The following is a 14775-nucleotide window of genomic DNA, read 5'->3' as shown; positions in this document are numbered from 1 at the left end:
TCGCAAGGCAGAACGTGATTATGGGCAGCAAAGAACGACTCCGTGAAATTTCGAATGATTTTGAATACATGACACGTCCGACCATGTTCTAATGAGGACATGACGACCCCTCAAGCGAAGAAGCGGTTCGGGCGTGAGCTGGCAAGGATACGCAAACGTGCAGGAATGACCCAGGCGAGGATGGGCGCCCTAGCCGGAGTCAGTACTTCCCATATGTCCAATTTGGAAGGCGGGTACCGGAGTCCAGCCCTGTCATTGCTCCCCTGCCTGGACGAAGTTCTGGGGACCGGGACTCGCCTTCAGGACCTGTGGGACGATCTCACCGGCACCGGTCGCCCAGCATGGCTGGACGAAATCGCCAACGCCATTCAGAACGCTCTGGCCGTGTACGAATACCAGGTACTAGCGTTCCCGGCACACCTCCAAACGGAGACGTACACGCGGGCCCTCATGCGTTATGGAGCCCCGTGGCTTTCAGCAGACGAAGTGGATGTGCTCGTCGCGGAGCGCATGACGCGGGCAGAGGACATGGCAGATGCCACAACGCCTAAGCTGTGGCTGGTGGTGGACGAGTCGCTTTTGTCCCGTCGATACGGCGGGCGTGAGGTGACGCGGGCACAACTGGAACACATCGCGGGGCTTGCGGAACAGGAGCGCTTGACCCTGCAGGTGGTCCCCGTGGATTCCCCCAAGCATCCCGGGAACTCCGGAGCGTTCAGCGTGATCGTGACGCAGGACAGCCCGGACTCCGTGTACGTGGAGAACGCCCGTGAAGGACAGTCCGTCACGGAGGCCGACGAGGTGGCACATCGCAGGATGCTGTTCGCCGCACTCCAAGCCGTGGCGCTGACCCCGGACAGCTCCCTGGAACGCGTCCGAGAAGAGATCAAGAGGTTGGACAAGGCATGAATCAGCAGTGGCACAAGTCGTCGTACAGCGGGGCCACCAACAACTGCATCGAGGCCCGTGAGAGTTCCGCCTACGTAGACATGCGGGACACTCAGAACAGGGACCTGGGACACCTCACTTTCCCCACGAGGGAGTGGGCCGCATTGCTCAACGCAGCCCACACCACCCAGGTATAAGCCCTCCCAGGACCACTCGCACCAGGGACGGAGCCCCACAATGACACCCGAGTTCCGTAAGAGCAGCTACAGCGGCTCCTACAACGACTGCGTGGAGGTCGCTGACCTGCCCGGTGAGCACCTGGTCCGTGACACCCAGAACAGGGACGCCGGTCACCTCGGCTTCGCCGGATCTGAGTGGACCGCCGCCCTCGGCGCCATCCGCGCCGACCAGGTCTGAGCCACCCCAACCAGCTCCGCCCCCGGCCGGATCCCTTCCGGCCGGGGCGTCGCCTACGTCTGCGCGGACCACCGCAGGTTGTCCCCAGGCTGTGAACGACCGTCCCGGTTAGACGCGCCTGGGAGGGCGCTCCGCGAACCGAGTCGCTACCGTCTCCCCCATGGCCCACATCCTGCACCTGACCGAACTCTCCCGCTGGCGGTCCGGCGGGGACGTCGAAGCCGAATCCCTCCGCACCCAGGGTTTCCTGCACGCCTCACCCGACGACGCCACCCTGCTCGCGGTGGCGAACGCCTTCTACGCCGAAGCCGCCGAGCCCCTGGTGGTCCTGGTCGTGGACACCGACCTGGTCGACGCCGAGGTCAGGTGGGAGGCCGCCGATCCCGCTCCCCCGCCCGGGGCTCCCGAGGTGGTGCTCTTCCCCCACGTCTACGGGCCGGTCCCGCGCCGCGCGGTGGTGGGAGTACGCCACCCGCGCCAGGACCCCGGGGGCCGGTACACCGCCTTCGAGGAGCGGCCCGGGACCGCGGAGGAGCTGGACCTGCTGCCCCACCCCGAGGGCGGCTGGTACCGGCGGACCTGGCGCGCCGGAACGGAGATCCATACCGCGGGCTATCCGGGCCCCCGGCCCACCGCCACCGGCATCCAGTTCCTGCTCGGACCCGGCGAGGTGTCGCGCTGGCACCGGTTGCGCTCGGACGAGATGTGGGTCTTCAACCGGGGCCGACCGCTGCGGCTGGAGTTCGGCGGCACGGGCGGGGCCCCCGAACCCGCCGACGGCTTCGTTCTGGGGCCGGGAACCGGGGACGGCGAACACCTCCAGGTCCTGGTCCCGGCAGGCACCTGGCAGAGCGCCCGTCCGCTGGGCGGGGAGTCCCTGGTGAGCTGCTTCGTCTCACCCGGGTTCGACTTCGCCGACTTCGAGACCGCCCAGGGCTAGCGGTCACTAGCGGCCACCGGCGCAGGCCCTCAGCCCGCCCTCGCCCCGACCCGGTCAGCGAGGTCGCCGTCGCGGGCGACCCGGGTCAGGCCCGCGGCGAGTGCGGCCATGTCCTCGCCGTCCACGAGCCTGCCGAGCTTCTCCTCGTCCGCGGGCAGCCCCGCCCGCTCGGCCCCGCTACGGGCGAGCTTGTCGGTGTAGGGGCGGAGCCAGGGCCAGACCGCCTGGGCCTCGCGGCAGAACATCGCGGCGCCGGTGGGGCCGATCCCCGGAAAGGCGCGCAGCCCGGACTCCAGGCGGCTCCGGTCCCGCTCCGCACTCTCAGCGAGTCGGCGCAGGTCACCCCGGTACTCGTCGCGCACTCGGTCGGCGCACTCACCCAGCCGGGTGGCGGTGCTCTCGTCATAGCGGACGTAGTGTCCGCGCCCCAGCGCGTCGACGCGGCCCTGCCACCCCAGCGAGGCCGTCCCGTCCGGGGTCGTGGCGCCCGCCCTGTTGAGCTCGCGCGCGGCCGTGACCGCGATCCGCGCCGAAATCCGGGTGGACAGCAGGTTCACCAGCACCAGCAACTGCCACAACGGGGCCGGTTGGTCCGCCATCCGGATCCCGGCCTCGGAGGCGAGGGTCCTCCCCGCCTCGTCGACGACGGCGCGGGCGATCTCCGTCTGCTTCGCCATCCCGCTTCTCCTTCCACCACGGTGAGAGGACTCCGGTGGGGGGCTACTACCCGTCCCGACCAGGGGCGGCACGATGTCGGGGCGAATTGCCAAAACTTGTCCACAGCCTGTGGACAACATTTCTCACCCCCGAACCCCGATCGGAGAACGCACCCCGGTCGCACCCGGACACGCGGGAGCCCCGGGTCGCGAAGGAACACCTCCGCGCCCCGGGGCCCCGGCGGTCCCGCTCGGGTGCGGCCGCCTCAGGCGTGGCCGAGGCCGGTCTGGTCGGACGCGACGTCGCTGTGCTGCCCGACACTGCTCGGGACCGCGTGGCGGGCGCGACCCTTGTCGATCCCGAGGAACCGGTTGAGGTGGCCCTTCTTGCCGACCACGAACCAGGCCACCGCCCCGAACACCGGGAACCAGAGGATGAACAGCACCCACAGGAGTTTGCCGCCTCCCGTGGTGTCGCCGTCGGCCAGCGTGGAGATCAGCGCCGCGATCACCAGGACCAGCACGGCGAGGAGCACGATCAGGAGCAGAACGCCGGTAATTCCGCCCATCCAGGCGACGGCGGGACTGGTGTTGTCCGCCAACTCCGACAGTCTCGTCCGGTCCGCCAGCTCCGACAGGTTGGTGATCATGTCTCCCCCAAGCAAAACGTGGTTGCCTCAATACACAGAGTAATAATCCAGGATGTTCAGGCACACACATTCCGACGCTTTCGGGCGATTCCTCGCATCAGCCTCCCCGGTTCCGATTCCGTGCCCCCGCGCAGACGGGGCCGACTACTTTCGAGTAGAGCCCCCCACCAGGCTTTTCCGCTGCTTTACTGGAAGCATGGGCGAGCTTCGGCGATCTGGTAGGTCCACCCCCTCCCTCCGGCCCGGCACCAGCACCGGAAACGGTGTCGGCGCGGGCACCCGTGACCACCGACCCGCGCCCCCGGCCAGAACGCCCCCGCCGACCGGGGGCGCCACCGCAGAGGCCGGGTGAGCGGTGTCCCGGAAACCCCGCTACCTCTGGCTGGCCGAACAACTACGCGAACCGATCCTCAACGGCGAGATGCCCCCCGGCACCCGGCTGCCCTCCCGCACCAGCCTGGCGCGCACCCACCGGGTCAGCGAACAGATATCCCGCACCGCGCTACGGCTCCTGGTCACCGAAGGGCTCGTCGAGGCACGACCCGGCTCCGGGTACTTCGTCCGGCCCGTCCCCGAGGTCTTCCGGCTGTCCCGGACCGACGCCACCTCCGGTTCCGGGCTGGGACGGCTCAGCCGTGAACGGGTCGGCACCGAACAGGAACGCTGCACGGCGCCGCTGAGCTCCAGGCTCCGGCTCCGCGACGGCGAGCCCGTGTACCGCACCACCTCGCGGGGGCTGGCCTGCGACCGACCGGTCACCCTGCACCGGTCCTGGGAACCCGCGGTCCTCACCGCCGGAACCCTGCGCACCCCCTTCGACGCCGCCGGTTCCGGACCCCTGGAACGCCTCGGCGCCGCCGGGTTCCCCGTGGACCGGGTCGTGGAGGAGGTCGGGGTCCGCGCCCTGCGCGACTCCGAGGCGGCGCTTCTGGGATCCGCCCCCGGGATGCCCGTGCTCGTCGTCGAACGCACCCACTACTGCGGCGACCGCCCCGTCGAGACCTCCGACCTCATCGGATCGGCCGAACAGTGCCGGCTCCTCTACAAACTGAGCCTCGCCCGGCCCCGCAACCACGGGTAGGCACAGCGAAGGGCGGTGGCCCACCCCCTCCGTGGAGGGGACGAACCACCGCCCTCGGTCACCGCCCTAGACAGGGGGCGCTTGCGTTCGGGCGCCGGCAGGGTTTTGGAGGTGCCGGAGGTGGGATTGCGAGGAACGAGCCATCACACCGTAGGTGCCGAAAGTTCCTGCCCTCATTGGCGCCCGAACACGGGCCGAAGCGCAGCGGAGGCCCAAGGCAAACACAACCTAGCCCTGGGTGAACTCCTTGGCGACGACCTCGGCGATCTGCGCGGTGTTCAGCGCGGCGCCCTTGCGCAGGTTGTCCCCGCACAGGAAGAGGTCGAGCGACTTCGGGTCGTCGATGGACTGGCGGATACGGCCGACCCAGGTCGGGTCGGTGCCCACCACGTCGTTCGGGGTCGGGAACTCGCCCTTGGCGGGGTCGTCCAGGACCTGGACGCCCTCGGCGGCACCGAGCAGCTTGCGGGCGTCGTCGGCGGCGACCTCGCTGTCGAAGGTCGCGTGCACGACCAGCGAGTGCGTGGTGATGACCGGGACGCGCACGCACGTCGCGGAGACGCGCAGGTCCGACAGACCCAGGATCTTGCGGGACTCGTTGCGGACCTTCAGCTCCTCCGAGGACCAGCCGTCGTCCTTGAGCGAACCCGCCCACGGCACGACGTTGTAGGCCAGCGGCGCCGGGAACGGGCCGAGCTCGTCGACGGCCGAGCGCATGTCGCCCTGCTGGTCACCGAGGGTGCGGTCACCGCCCGCCTTGGCCATCTGGTCGCGCAGGACGTCGATGCCCTCCTGGCCGGCGCCGGAGGCCGCCTGGTAGGAGGAGACCACGAGCTCCTTGACGCCGTAGGACCGGTGCAGGGCACCGATGGCCACGATCATCGACAGGGTCGTGCAGTTGGGGTTCGAGATGATGCCGCGCGGACGGTTGCGCACCTGGTCCGCGTTGACCTCGGGAACCACCAGCGGGACGTCGGGGTCCAGGCGGAACGCGCCGGAGTTGTCGACGGCGACCGCGCCGCGGGCGGCGGCGATCGGCGCCCACTCCTTGGACACCTCGTCCGGTACGTCGAACATGGCGACGTCGACGCCGTCGAAGACCTCGGGGGCCAGCGCCTGCACGACGACGTCCTCGCCGCGCACGCTCAGGACCTTGCCCGCGCTGCGCGGGGAGGCGACCAGACGGATCTCGCCCCACACGTTCTCACGCTGGGTGAGGATATCGAGCATGACGGTACCGACGGCGCCGGTCGCGCCGACGATGGCCAGGGTGGGAAGACGGTTGCTCATCGGCCGGTACCTCCGTAGACGACAGCCTCGACCTGGTCGGCGTCGAGCTGGAACTCACTGTGCGCGGCCTGCACGGCCGCGTCCACCTGGTCCTCCTCGACGATGACCGAGATGCGGATCTCCGAGGTGGAGATCATCTCGACGTTGGTGCCGGAGGAGGCGATCGAGTCGAAGAAACGCGCGGTGACGCCCGGGTACGAGCGCATACCCGCACCGATCAGCGAGACCTTGCCGATCTTGTCGTCGTAGCGGAGGGAGTCGTAGCCGACCTTCTCCTGGACCTTCTTCAGGGCGGCGACCGCCTCCTTGCCGAAGTCCTTGGGGACGGTGAACGAGATGTCCGTGCGGGAGGTGGAGACCGCCGACACGTTCTGCACGATCATGTCGATGTTGATCTCGGCGTCCGCGAGCGCCTTGAAGATGGCCGCGGCCTCACCGACCTTGTCAGGGACGCCGACGACGGTGATCTTGGCTTCGCTCCGGTCGTGGGATACCCCGGAGATGATCGGCTGTTCCATGCCTTCGCTTTCCTCGACTTCCGAAACGATCCACGTTCCGGGCTTCTGGCTGAACGACGAGCGGACGTGCAAGGGGATGTTGTACTGGCGCGCGTACTCGACGCAGCGCAGGTGCAGGATCTTCGTGCCGCTGGCGGCCATCTCCAGCATCTCCTCGTAGGAGATCTGGGGGATCCGCTGAGCGGTGGGCACGACGCGCGGGTCGGCGGTGAACACACCGTCGACATCGCTGTAGATCTCGCAGGCGTCCGCGCTGAGCGCGCCGGCGAGAGCGACGGCGGTGGTGTCGGAACCGCCACGACCCAGGGACGTGATGTCCTTCGTGTCCTGGGAGACGCCCTGGAACCCGGCGACGATACAGATCGCGCCCTCGCCCACGGCCTCCTGGATACGTCCGGGCGTCACGTCGATGATCTTGGCGTTGCCGTGCAACGACGTGGTGATGACGCCGGCCTGGGAACCGGTGAAGGAGCGGGCCTCGTAACCGAGGTTCTCGATGGCCATCGCCACGAGGGCCATCGACATGCGCTCACCAGCGGTGACGAGCATGTCGAGCTCGCGCGCCGGCGGCATCGGAGAGACCTGTTCGGCCAGGTCCAGCAGTTCGTCGGTCGTGTCGCCCATGGCCGAGACCACGACCACGACGTCATGTCCCGCCTTTTTCTGAGCCACGATCCTTTGGGCTACTCGCTTGATGGCTTCCGCGTCAGCCACGGAAGACCCACCGTACTTCTGCACGATTAGGGCCACGATCGATGCTCCTGAGGAGTTGGGATCAAGACAATTACCTATGGAGTGTAGCCAGCGACGCCCATCGCACCCCTTCCGACCTGCGGAGGGAGGGCGTGGCGTCTTGACACACCAGCGCTCGGGCCTACCCGTTCGAACGGAGGTTACTCATATTTCGCCCAGATTACGGACAAGTGTGAGCTAGAACTCCAGGCTTCGGCGGCCCTCGAAGGCGCGCCCGAGGGTGACCTCGTCGGCGTACTCGAGGTCGCCGCCGACAGGCAGTCCGCTGGCCAGACGGGTGACTTTCAGGCCCATGGGTTTGACCAGCCGCGCCAGATAGGTCGCGGTGGCCTCCCCTTCCAGGTTCGGGTCGGTCGCCAGGATCAGCTCGCTCACCTGGCCGTCGGCCAGGCGGGTCATGAGCTCCTTGACCCGCAGGTCGTCGGGGCCCACACCCTCGATGGGGCTGATGGCGCCCCCGAGCACGTGGTAGCGCCCCCGGAACTCGCGGGTGCGCTCGATGGCGACGACGTCCTTGGACTCCTCGACGACGCAGATGACGGCGACGTCGCGGCGGGCGTCACGGCAGATACGGCACTCGGTCTCTTCGGCGACGTTGCCGCAGATCGAACAGAAGCGAACCCGCTCCTTGACCTCGACGAGTGCGTTGACCAGGCGTTTGACATCCGCGTGTTCCGCGGACAGCAGGTGGAAGGCGATGCGTTGCGCGCTTTTCGGACCGACGCCGGGCAGCCGCCCGAGCTCGTCGATCAGATTCTGTACCGCGCCTTCGTACATGCCTACCCACTCGGTCGGAACCGGGCCTGGACCCGGCGGGGCCACTCCTGCCCCGAACCCCACCGTATCGGGGGGCGGCGACCTCTTGGGACCGCACCCGGCCGGCCCCGGCGCCGCTCCGGTGCCACGGGGGCGCCGAAACGGCCGCAGGGGCCGGGCAGGGCGGGACATCCGGGGCCGAAGGCGGGCCCGGAGAATCCTAGAAGCCGGGGAGGCCGGGGATGCCTCCGCCGGGCATCCCACCGCCGAGCCCCTCGGCCAGCGGGCCCATTTTCTCCTGCTGCAGGCGCTCGACCTGGGCCTCGGCGTCGCGGATGGCCGCCAGGACCAGGTCGGCGACGGTCTGGGCGGTCTCCCCCGCGTCGGCGGGGTCGACGGCCTTGGGGTCGACGGTGATGTCCTCGACCTGACCGCGCCCGCTCAGCTTGACCTTGACCAGGCCGCCGCCGGAGCTGCCCTCGACCTCGGCCTCCTCCAGGGCCTGCTGGGCGTCGGCCAACTGCTGCTGCATCTGCTGGGCCTGCTGGAGCAGGGCCTGCATGTCCATTCCGCCAGGGTTCACGGCCGTCTCCTCGCCGCACACGTGGTGCTTGTGATCGCTGCCTGTCACTTGTCTGTGAGGGTAACCGGTCCGGCCGGGCAGGCTCGGCCACGCGCACGACCCGCCGCGGAGGCGTTCACCGGGCGTTCGCGATGACCTGGTCGAGGGCCTGCCTGGTGCGCTCCAGACCGCGGATCGCCTCGCTCACCCGGACGCGTTCGGCGCACAGCCAGTCGAGCAGGTCCGGCGCGGGGTCCCCGCGCTCCTGGGCGTACACGCAGGGCAGCAGGTCGCGGATGGTCTCGGTGTTGAGTCCGGCTCCGAGGAGGCACTGGACGCGGTCGACCCGCTCCACCGCGTCCTCGCCGTACTCGCGGTGCCCCCCGACGGTGCGTTCGGAGGTGAGGAGCCCCCGCTCCTCGTAGTAACGCAGCGAACGGGGGCTCGCCCCGCTCCGCGCGGACAGTTCACCGATACGCACGGCCACCTCCGGTGAGCCTGGTCACGAACACTTGAACCTCACATGGATGTCAGATTCTACGCTCACCTCATGAACGCACCGAACCAGTACCCGAACCCGTTGCTCGACGCCTACGCACTCGGCTCCCTCCGGCTGCCCAACCGGGTGGTGATGGCCCCGATGACCCGGCTGCGCGCCGACCGGAGCGGGGTACCCGGCGACCTGATGGCCGCCTACTACGCCCAGCGCGCCGAAGCGGGCCTGATCGTCTCCGAGGGGATAGCGCCCGACGTACCGGGGCAGCAGTACCTGACCGAACCGGGTCTGTACACGGACGCGCAGGTCAGGGGGTGGCGCCGGGTGACCGGCGCCGTGCACGCCGCGGGCGGCCGGATCTTCGCCCAGCTCATGCACGCCGGCCGAAGCGGACACCCGGCCAACCGCCCCGACGGCGGGACCCCCGTGGGGCCCTCGGCCGTGCCCCGGACCGACCCGGTGCACACCCTGGACGGCAAAGTCGCTCCGGCCGCGCCCCGCGCCATGTCCATCCGGGAGATCTCCGAAACCGTGGCCGCGTACGCGGACGCCGCCCGCGCGGCACTGCGCGCGGGGTTCGACGGGGTCGAGATCCACGGGGCCAACGGGTACCTGCCGCACCAGTTCCTGGCCGACAACACCAATCTGCGCACGGACGCCTACGGGGGCGGGGCCTCCGGGCGGGTCCGGTTCCCCGTGGAGGTCACCGAGGCGGTCGCGGACGCCGTGGGGGCCGACCGGGTGGGGCTCCGGATCTCCCCAGGCAACAGCCAGTTCGAGATGGTCGAACGCGACCCCGAGCCGGTCTACCGGGAGCTGCTGCGCCTGGTCTCCCCGCTCGGGCTCGCCTACCTGCACGTCACCGAGGACCCCGCCCGCACGGTGCTGGCCCGGGCCCGCCGCCTCTGGGAGGGCACTCTGGTGGGCAACACCGGCGAGCACGAGGAGACCACCGCCGAGAGCGCGACCGCGCTCGTCGCCGAGGGCCGGGCCGACCTGGTGTCCGTGGGACGGCCCTACATCGCCAACCCCGACGTGGTCGGACGGCTGGCGGCCCGGGTGCCCTGGGCGGCGATCCGGGAGAAGGACTTCCACTACACGACCGGACCGCGCGGCTACATGGACTATCCGGGCCACAACGGTGCCAAAGGGAACTTTGTTGCACCGTTGACCTGATTTCACCAGCAAAAAGAGCGAGGGGTGGCGCGAATGTCACGTTCGGTTGAAAGAATGCCCCGTGGGCCCGTTGGCCCCTGAGGTGCCCTCGGGCACCGTCCTTGAACAGCGAGAGCAACAGGGGGCTGAGGACGTGTTGACCGCCAGAGAGCGCAACTCGGCTCTGATCGAGGCGATAATCGCGGACGGCCTGCTGAGCGACGCGGCACTCGTCGACGCCTTCCGGTCCGTGCCCCGCCATCTGTTCATCCCGGAGTCCGGCGCCCTGACCGCGAACGGCGGTTCGCTGAGCGCGACGGGCAACCCCGACCGCTGGCTGACCGCCGTCTACACGGACAACGCGATCGTCACCCGGGTGGAGGAGACCGAGGTGCCGCGACAGCGCGGAACCGACCGGCCCGCCGCCACCTCGTACAGTTCCGCGCCGACCGTGCTCGCCCGGATGCTGGAACTGGCCGACCTCGCGAACGGGCAGCGGGTTCTGGAGGTCGGCACCGGGACGGGATGGAACACCGCGCTGCTCGCCCACCGCCTCGGCGACGCGGGCGTCACCTCCGTGGAGATCGACGAGAGGCTGCTGGGCGCGGCCCGGCGGGCGCTGCGCGAGGCGGGCCTGGCCCCCGGGACCCACCTGGCCGACGGGTACGAGGGGTTCGAGGAGGCGGGGCCCTTCGACCGGATCATCAGTGCGTGCGGGGTGGGCAGGGTGCCCGGGGCCTGGCTCGACCAACTCGCCGAGGGCGGACTCGTGGTGTGCCCGTGGGGGCTGCTGGAGAACGCGGGGGTGCTGATGCGGCTCGAACGGCAGGCGGGGGGCACGGCCCTGGGGACGTTCCACGGCGGTGTGGGGTTCGTCCCGTTGCGTACGCCCGGCCCGGTCCCGCCGCCCGTCCGGGACTCCGGGCAGCAGCCGGACGAGTACCGGCTCACCCAGACCGATCCCGTCGCACCGATGCTGGCCTTCGCCTCGGCCTTCGCGGTATCGGTGATGGTCCCGAACTGGCGGATGCGGCGACGGTGGATCGGCACGGGTTCGGGGATGTGGCTGTGCGACCGGGGCGGGAGCTCGTGGGTGCGGATCTATCCCTACGGGACCTCGTGGATGATCGAGCAGGGCGGGCCCAGAAGTATCTGGGACGAGGTCGAGGAGGCCCTGGCCGAGTGGTCCCGCCTGGAGGAGCCGGGGCCGGACCGGTTCGGCCTGGCGGTGGGGCCCGACGGGGGGCAGCGGGTGTGGCTGGACTCACCGGACGGGTACTCGTGGCCGGTCGGCCCGCCGGACTGAACCGGCCGCCCCCGGAGCCCTCCGCGAGGGTCCCGGGGGCGGTTGCGGGAGCTTTCGTCCGCGAGGACGCGGCGACCCCTCGTCCGACCTGTGACGGGGCCGCCGAGCGTTCACGACTGCGCTTCGGCTCCCTCGACCACCTGCGCGGACTGCTTCTCCCGGAGCTTGCTCAGGAGTTCCTGCCTGCGCTCACGGGCCTCTTCGCTGGGACCGCCCCCGGCCCCGCCCTTGCCGCCGCGCAGCGCGGAGCGGGAGACGGTGGCGCGCCGGCCGCCCATCCCGAGAAGGTTGTCGCTGTTCTTGGCCATGTGTTTGGCCTCCTGTCAGAGATCGACGGGACGGGGATCCCCGTTCCGTCTCGTGTCCCTGATCCTACCTGATACAAGACGATACGTCTCGTCTTTTTCGCCGGATACGGATACCGTGGGGCCATGGCCGACAACACCGCTGAACAGACGCGACGGTCCCCGGACCCCCGCCGTCGCAGCCAACGCGCGCGCAACGCCATCCTCGACGCCGCCGCCGAGCTGCTGGGTGAGGTCGGGTATTCCAAACTGACCATGGAGGCCATCGCCGCCCGGGCCAGGGTCGGAAAACAGACCATCTACCGCTGGTGGCCCTCCAAGGCCGCCGTGGTCTTCGACGTGTTCACCCGGCTGACCGGCGCCACCGCCGGGGCGCCCCTGCCCGACACCGGGGACCTGGCCGCCGACCTCAAGACCGTTTTCCGCGCCACCGTCGACGAGTTCGCCGACCCGGAGACGGACCGGACCACCCGGGCCTTCACCGCGGAGATCCAGCACGACGAGGAGCTCGCCCGGGCCGTCACCGAGCGGCTCGTCGAACCCAACAACCGGGCGGTCCGGGACCGGCTGAGCTCCGGCCGGGCGGCCGGTCAGATCGCTCCGGACGCCGATCTCGAACTCGCCGCGGAGATGCTCAGCGGTCCGATCAACCACCGGTGGCTGCTGCGCACCGGACCACTGACCCACGAGTACGTGGACCGGCTCGTGGACACGGTGCTGCGCGGCCTGCGCCCCTGAGCAGCCTGCCCCCGAGCTAGGCCCCGGGTGCGGCGCCGTGCTCGATCTCCTCCAGCAGCTTCCCGCCGAGCTCCGTCTCGATGAGTGACGCGCCACCACCGGAGCCCCCGCCGGAACCGGCCTTCGAGGCGCCGGAGGCCGGACCGTTGGACGCGGGAGCGCCGCCCCGGCTGCCCGTCGTAGGCGCCTGCGAGGCCTGCGTCTGCCGTTCCGGGGCGTTGCGCGCCGAAGACCCGGACGCCGGTGCGCCGGACTGCCCACGCTGGTCGGGGCGGCCGAAACCGCCCTCGTCCGGCGGCGGAGCCGAGGCGCCGTCCTCGTACGGGTCGGGAGGCGGTTCCTGGAGGCCGGTCACGATGCGGTCCGGCGGCGGCCCGGCGGGCTGAGCGGACGCCTGGGCCGGGCCGGTCCCGGGGGCTGCGGCCCCGGATCCCGCCTGCGGGGCGGGGGCGGGCGCGTCCCAACCCGCGGGCTCGGCCGTGGGCGGGGCGGCGGGGCGCGGAGCGGGTTCCGCGCGACGCGAAGGTGCGGGCGTGTTGCCTCCGGCGGGGGCGACGCGGACCTCGACACCGAGAACCTGCTGGATCGCCCCGGCGACGACCTGGTCACTGCCGCTGTTGGTGAACCCCTTGGCCTCGTTGGGCTTGTTGAAGCCGAGCAGCACGCTGTTGCCCTCGACCCCGACCGGCCGGACGTCGCTGCCGGACAGCACCATCCAGGTGAACCGGCGGCGGCCCTTGACCGCCTCCAGGATCTGGGACCAGGCCCCCTGGATACGGCCCAGGTCGAGTGCTCCGCCGGCAGCGGGCGCGGACGCGCCCTGGGCCGGTTCGGGCCGGTTCCGCTGCGGGGCGTCCCAGCCGCCGGGCTCACCGGCGGGCGCCTGCCGGGGCTGGCTCGGAGCGGGTTCGGGGGCGCTGGGGCGGGCCGGAGCCGCGGGCTGCGGAGCAGGGGCCGCGGGCGCCGCGGGCCCGTTGGCGGGAGCGGCCGGGGCGGCGGCCGCAGGCGTCGAAGGCGCAGCTGGAGCGGAGGCGGGGGCCGCCGGGGCGGGGGCCGCGGGCGCCTGGGCGGCAGGGGCGACGGCACCGGAGGCCAGCCGGCGCTCCATCTGCTCCAGGCGGGCCAGCAGCGCGGTGCCCTGGGCGCCGTCGGTGGCGGGCAGCAGGATCCGCGAGCAGACGAGCTCCAGGAGCAGGCGGGGCGCGGTCGCCCCGCGCATCTCGGTCAGACCCTGGTTGAGGATGTCCGCGGCACGGGACAGTTCGGCCGGGCCCATCCGGGCGGCCTGGTCCTTCATCTGCTCCACGGACTCCGGGGAGACGTTCACCAGCCCCTTGTCCAGGGCGTCCGGAACGGCGGCGAGCACCACGAGGTCACGGAAGCGCTCCAACAGGTCCGTGGTGAAGCGGCGCGGGTCGTGCCCTCCCTCGACGATCCGGTCGACCAGGCCGAACGCCGCGGCGCCGTCGCGTGCGCCCAGAGCGTCGACCATCTCGCCGAGCAGGCTGGAGTCGGTGTAGCCGAGCAGGGAGACGGCGCCCTCACGGGTGATACCGCCCTCGTCCGAACCGGCGATGAGCTGGTCCAGGACGGAGAGGGTGTCCCGGGCCGAACCGGCCCCGGCCCGCACGACCAGCGGCAGGGCGGCGGGGTCGTAGGACAGGCCCTCCTCCTTGAGGAGGTCCTCCATGAGCTCCTTGAGGGTGCTCGGCGGGATGAGCCGGAAGGGGTAGTGGTGGGTCCGCGAACGGATCGTGCCGATGACCTTCTCGGGCTCGGTGGTGGCGAACACGAACTTCAGGTGCGGCGGGGGTTCCTCCACCAGCTTGAGGAGCGCGTTGAAACCCTCGCGGGTCACCATGTGCGCCTCGTCGATGATGTAGATCTTGTAGCGCGAGTTGACCGGCGAGAAGAACGCGCGCTCCCGAAGGTCGCGGGCATCGTCGACACCGCCGTGGGAGGCGGCGTCGATCTCGATCACGTCGATGCTGCCGCCGCCGTCGGGAGCGAGCGACACACAGGAGTCACAGGTCCCGCACGGGTCCGGGGTGGGGCCCTCCACACAGTTCAGGGAGCGCGCGAGGATGCGCGCGCTGGTCGTCTTGCCGCAGCCGCGCGGCCCGCTGAAGAGGTAGGCGTGGTTGATACGTCCGCTGCGCAGCGCCTGGCGCAGCGGGTCGGTCACGTGTTCCTGACCGCGCACCTCACCGAACGTCGCGGGACGGTACTTGCGGTACAGCGCGATGCTCACGGTGTGATCACTC

At 70.6% G+C, this 14775-nt stretch carries 17 protein-coding genes and 1 pseudogene; 9 read left to right on the top strand and 9 right to left on the bottom strand.

Going from position 1 to position 14775, the window contains the following annotated elements; genetic code table 11:
* Positions 1 to 99 precede the first annotated feature (99 nt).
* The 5 genes and pseudogenes from ACUKCB_RS21685 to ACUKCB_RS21665 all read left to right on the top strand — a co-directional run.
* Positions 100 to 288: pseudogene (locus ACUKCB_RS21685) on the top strand (helix-turn-helix domain-containing protein); the annotation flags it as partial.
* Positions 268 to 909, top strand: a complete 642-nt coding sequence (locus tag ACUKCB_RS21680; protein ID WP_473041094.1) for a DUF5753 domain-containing protein — start codon at positions 268 to 270, stop codon at positions 907 to 909. The pseudogene ACUKCB_RS21685 and the gene ACUKCB_RS21680, both read left to right, overlap by 21 nt.
* Positions 906 to 1085, top strand: coding sequence for a DUF397 domain-containing protein (locus tag ACUKCB_RS21675; RefSeq protein ID WP_473037419.1), 180 nt, complete (start codon positions 906 to 908; stop codon positions 1083 to 1085). The genes ACUKCB_RS21680 and ACUKCB_RS21675 overlap by 4 nt, the downstream gene beginning before the upstream one ends.
* A 40-nt stretch (positions 1086 to 1125) precedes the next feature.
* Positions 1126 to 1305 (top strand): DUF397 domain-containing protein, encoded by a 180-nt coding sequence (locus ACUKCB_RS21670; RefSeq protein WP_473037418.1) that lies wholly within the window; start codon positions 1126 to 1128, stop codon positions 1303 to 1305.
* Between the two features lie 160 nt (positions 1306 to 1465).
* Positions 1466 to 2245 carry a cupin domain-containing protein gene (locus tag ACUKCB_RS21665; protein WP_473037417.1) on the top strand — a complete coding sequence of 260 codons (780 nt, stop codon included), beginning with the start codon at positions 1466 to 1468 and terminating at the stop codon, positions 2243 to 2245.
* Between the two features lie 29 nt (positions 2246 to 2274).
* Here the strand turns inward: ACUKCB_RS21665 and ACUKCB_RS21660 are convergent, their stop codons facing one another.
* Both ACUKCB_RS21660 and ACUKCB_RS21655 read right to left on the bottom strand, forming a co-directional pair.
* Complete coding sequence (locus ACUKCB_RS21660; protein ID WP_473037416.1) at positions 2275 to 2922, bottom strand: endonuclease; 648 nt, start codon at positions 2920 to 2922, stop codon at positions 2275 to 2277.
* Positions 2923 to 3167: 245 nt separating this feature from the next.
* Positions 3168 to 3551: a PLD nuclease N-terminal domain-containing protein gene (locus ACUKCB_RS21655; protein ID WP_473037415.1), complete on the bottom strand. Its 384-nt coding sequence runs from the start codon at positions 3549 to 3551 to the stop codon at positions 3168 to 3170.
* 355 nt (positions 3552 to 3906) lie between these two features.
* On the opposite strand from ACUKCB_RS21655, the gene ACUKCB_RS21650 reads away from it, so the two are divergent.
* Positions 3907 to 4632, top strand: coding sequence for a GntR family transcriptional regulator (locus ACUKCB_RS21650; protein WP_473037414.1), 726 nt, complete (start codon positions 3907 to 3909; stop codon positions 4630 to 4632).
* A gap of 228 nt (positions 4633 to 4860) precedes the next feature.
* Here ACUKCB_RS21650 and ACUKCB_RS21645 read toward each other — a convergent pair whose 3' ends face one another.
* The 5 genes from ACUKCB_RS21645 to ACUKCB_RS21625 all read right to left on the bottom strand — a co-directional run bounded on the left by ACUKCB_RS21645 (position 4861) and on the right by ACUKCB_RS21625 (position 8992).
* On the bottom strand, positions 4861 to 5922 hold the full coding sequence (locus ACUKCB_RS21645; protein ID WP_473037413.1) for an aspartate-semialdehyde dehydrogenase: 1062 nt from the start codon (positions 5920 to 5922) through the stop codon (positions 4861 to 4863).
* Positions 5919 to 7190 (bottom strand): aspartate kinase, encoded by a 1272-nt coding sequence (locus tag ACUKCB_RS21640; RefSeq protein ID WP_473037412.1) that lies wholly within the window; start codon positions 7188 to 7190, stop codon positions 5919 to 5921. The genes ACUKCB_RS21645 and ACUKCB_RS21640 overlap by 4 nt, the downstream gene beginning before the upstream one ends.
* Before the next feature lie 180 nt (positions 7191 to 7370).
* Positions 7371 to 7970, bottom strand: coding sequence for a recombination mediator RecR (gene recR, locus ACUKCB_RS21635; RefSeq protein ID WP_473037411.1), 600 nt, complete (start codon positions 7968 to 7970; stop codon positions 7371 to 7373).
* Positions 7971 to 8169: 199 nt separating this feature from the next.
* Positions 8170 to 8517 carry a YbaB/EbfC family nucleoid-associated protein gene (locus ACUKCB_RS21630; RefSeq protein ID WP_191268076.1) on the bottom strand — a complete coding sequence of 116 codons (348 nt, stop codon included), beginning with the start codon at positions 8515 to 8517 and terminating at the stop codon, positions 8170 to 8172.
* 130 nt (positions 8518 to 8647) lie between these two features.
* Entirely contained in the window at positions 8648 to 8992 is a 345-nt protein-coding gene (locus tag ACUKCB_RS21625) for a MerR family transcriptional regulator (protein ID WP_473037410.1), read from the bottom strand.
* Positions 8993 to 9061: 69 nt separating this feature from the next.
* On the opposite strand from ACUKCB_RS21625, the gene ACUKCB_RS21620 reads away from it, so the two are divergent.
* Both ACUKCB_RS21620 and ACUKCB_RS21615 read left to right on the top strand, forming a co-directional pair.
* Positions 9062 to 10183 (top strand): alkene reductase, encoded by a 1122-nt coding sequence (locus tag ACUKCB_RS21620; protein WP_473037409.1) that lies wholly within the window; start codon positions 9062 to 9064, stop codon positions 10181 to 10183.
* Positions 10184 to 10319: 136 nt separating this feature from the next.
* A complete protein-coding gene (locus tag ACUKCB_RS21615) occupies positions 10320 to 11468 on the top strand; it encodes a methyltransferase domain-containing protein (protein WP_473041093.1) in 1149 nt (382 codons plus the stop codon).
* Between the two features lie 110 nt (positions 11469 to 11578).
* On the opposite strand, the gene ACUKCB_RS21610 is transcribed toward ACUKCB_RS21615, so the two are convergent.
* On the bottom strand, positions 11579 to 11776 hold the full coding sequence (locus ACUKCB_RS21610) for a DUF6243 family protein (protein WP_473037408.1): 198 nt from the start codon (positions 11774 to 11776) through the stop codon (positions 11579 to 11581).
* Between the two features lie 123 nt (positions 11777 to 11899).
* Between ACUKCB_RS21610 and ACUKCB_RS21605 the strand changes: the two genes are divergently transcribed.
* Complete coding sequence (locus ACUKCB_RS21605) at positions 11900 to 12511, top strand: TetR/AcrR family transcriptional regulator (protein WP_473037407.1); 612 nt, start codon at positions 11900 to 11902, stop codon at positions 12509 to 12511.
* Between the two features lie 16 nt (positions 12512 to 12527).
* Here ACUKCB_RS21605 and ACUKCB_RS21600 read toward each other — a convergent pair whose 3' ends face one another.
* The gene (locus ACUKCB_RS21600) at positions 12528 to 14762 is read right to left on the bottom strand and encodes a DNA polymerase III subunit gamma and tau (RefSeq protein WP_473037406.1); all 2235 of its coding nucleotides are present in this window, start codon (positions 14760 to 14762) and stop codon (positions 12528 to 12530) included.
* Between the last annotated feature and the right edge of the window lie 13 nt (positions 14763 to 14775).

This window comes from Nocardiopsis moroccensis (genome assembly GCF_055763695.1).
Note: the sequence above shows the minus strand (reverse complement) of the source record. Positions and strands in the feature narration are given on the sequence as shown.

Coding starts and splice junctions, on each gene's coding strand:
- ACUKCB_RS21675 (WP_473037419.1), top strand. CDS start 906: ATGAATCAGCAGTGGCACAAGTCGTCGTACAGCGGGGCCACCAACAAC.
- ACUKCB_RS21670 (WP_473037418.1), top strand. CDS start 1,126: ATGACACCCGAGTTCCGTAAGAGCAGCTACAGCGGCTCCTACAACGAC.
- ACUKCB_RS21665 (WP_473037417.1), top strand. CDS start 1,466: ATGGCCCACATCCTGCACCTGACCGAACTCTCCCGCTGGCGGTCCGGC.
- ACUKCB_RS21660 (WP_473037416.1), bottom strand. CDS start 2,922: ATGGCGAAGCAGACGGAGATCGCCCGCGCCGTCGTCGACGAGGCGGGG.
- ACUKCB_RS21655 (WP_473037415.1), bottom strand. CDS start 3,551: ATGATCACCAACCTGTCGGAGCTGGCGGACCGGACGAGACTGTCGGAG.
- ACUKCB_RS21645 (WP_473037413.1), bottom strand. CDS start 5,922: ATGAGCAACCGTCTTCCCACCCTGGCCATCGTCGGCGCGACCGGCGCC.
- recR (WP_473037411.1), bottom strand. CDS start 7,970: ATGTACGAAGGCGCGGTACAGAATCTGATCGACGAGCTCGGGCGGCTG.
- ACUKCB_RS21630 (WP_191268076.1), bottom strand. CDS start 8,517: ATGGACATGCAGGCCCTGCTCCAGCAGGCCCAGCAGATGCAGCAGCAG.
- ACUKCB_RS21620 (WP_473037409.1), top strand. CDS start 9,062: ATGAACGCACCGAACCAGTACCCGAACCCGTTGCTCGACGCCTACGCA.
- ACUKCB_RS21610 (WP_473037408.1), bottom strand. CDS start 11,776: ATGGCCAAGAACAGCGACAACCTTCTCGGGATGGGCGGCCGGCGCGCC.
- ACUKCB_RS21605 (WP_473037407.1), top strand. CDS start 11,900: ATGGCCGACAACACCGCTGAACAGACGCGACGGTCCCCGGACCCCCGC.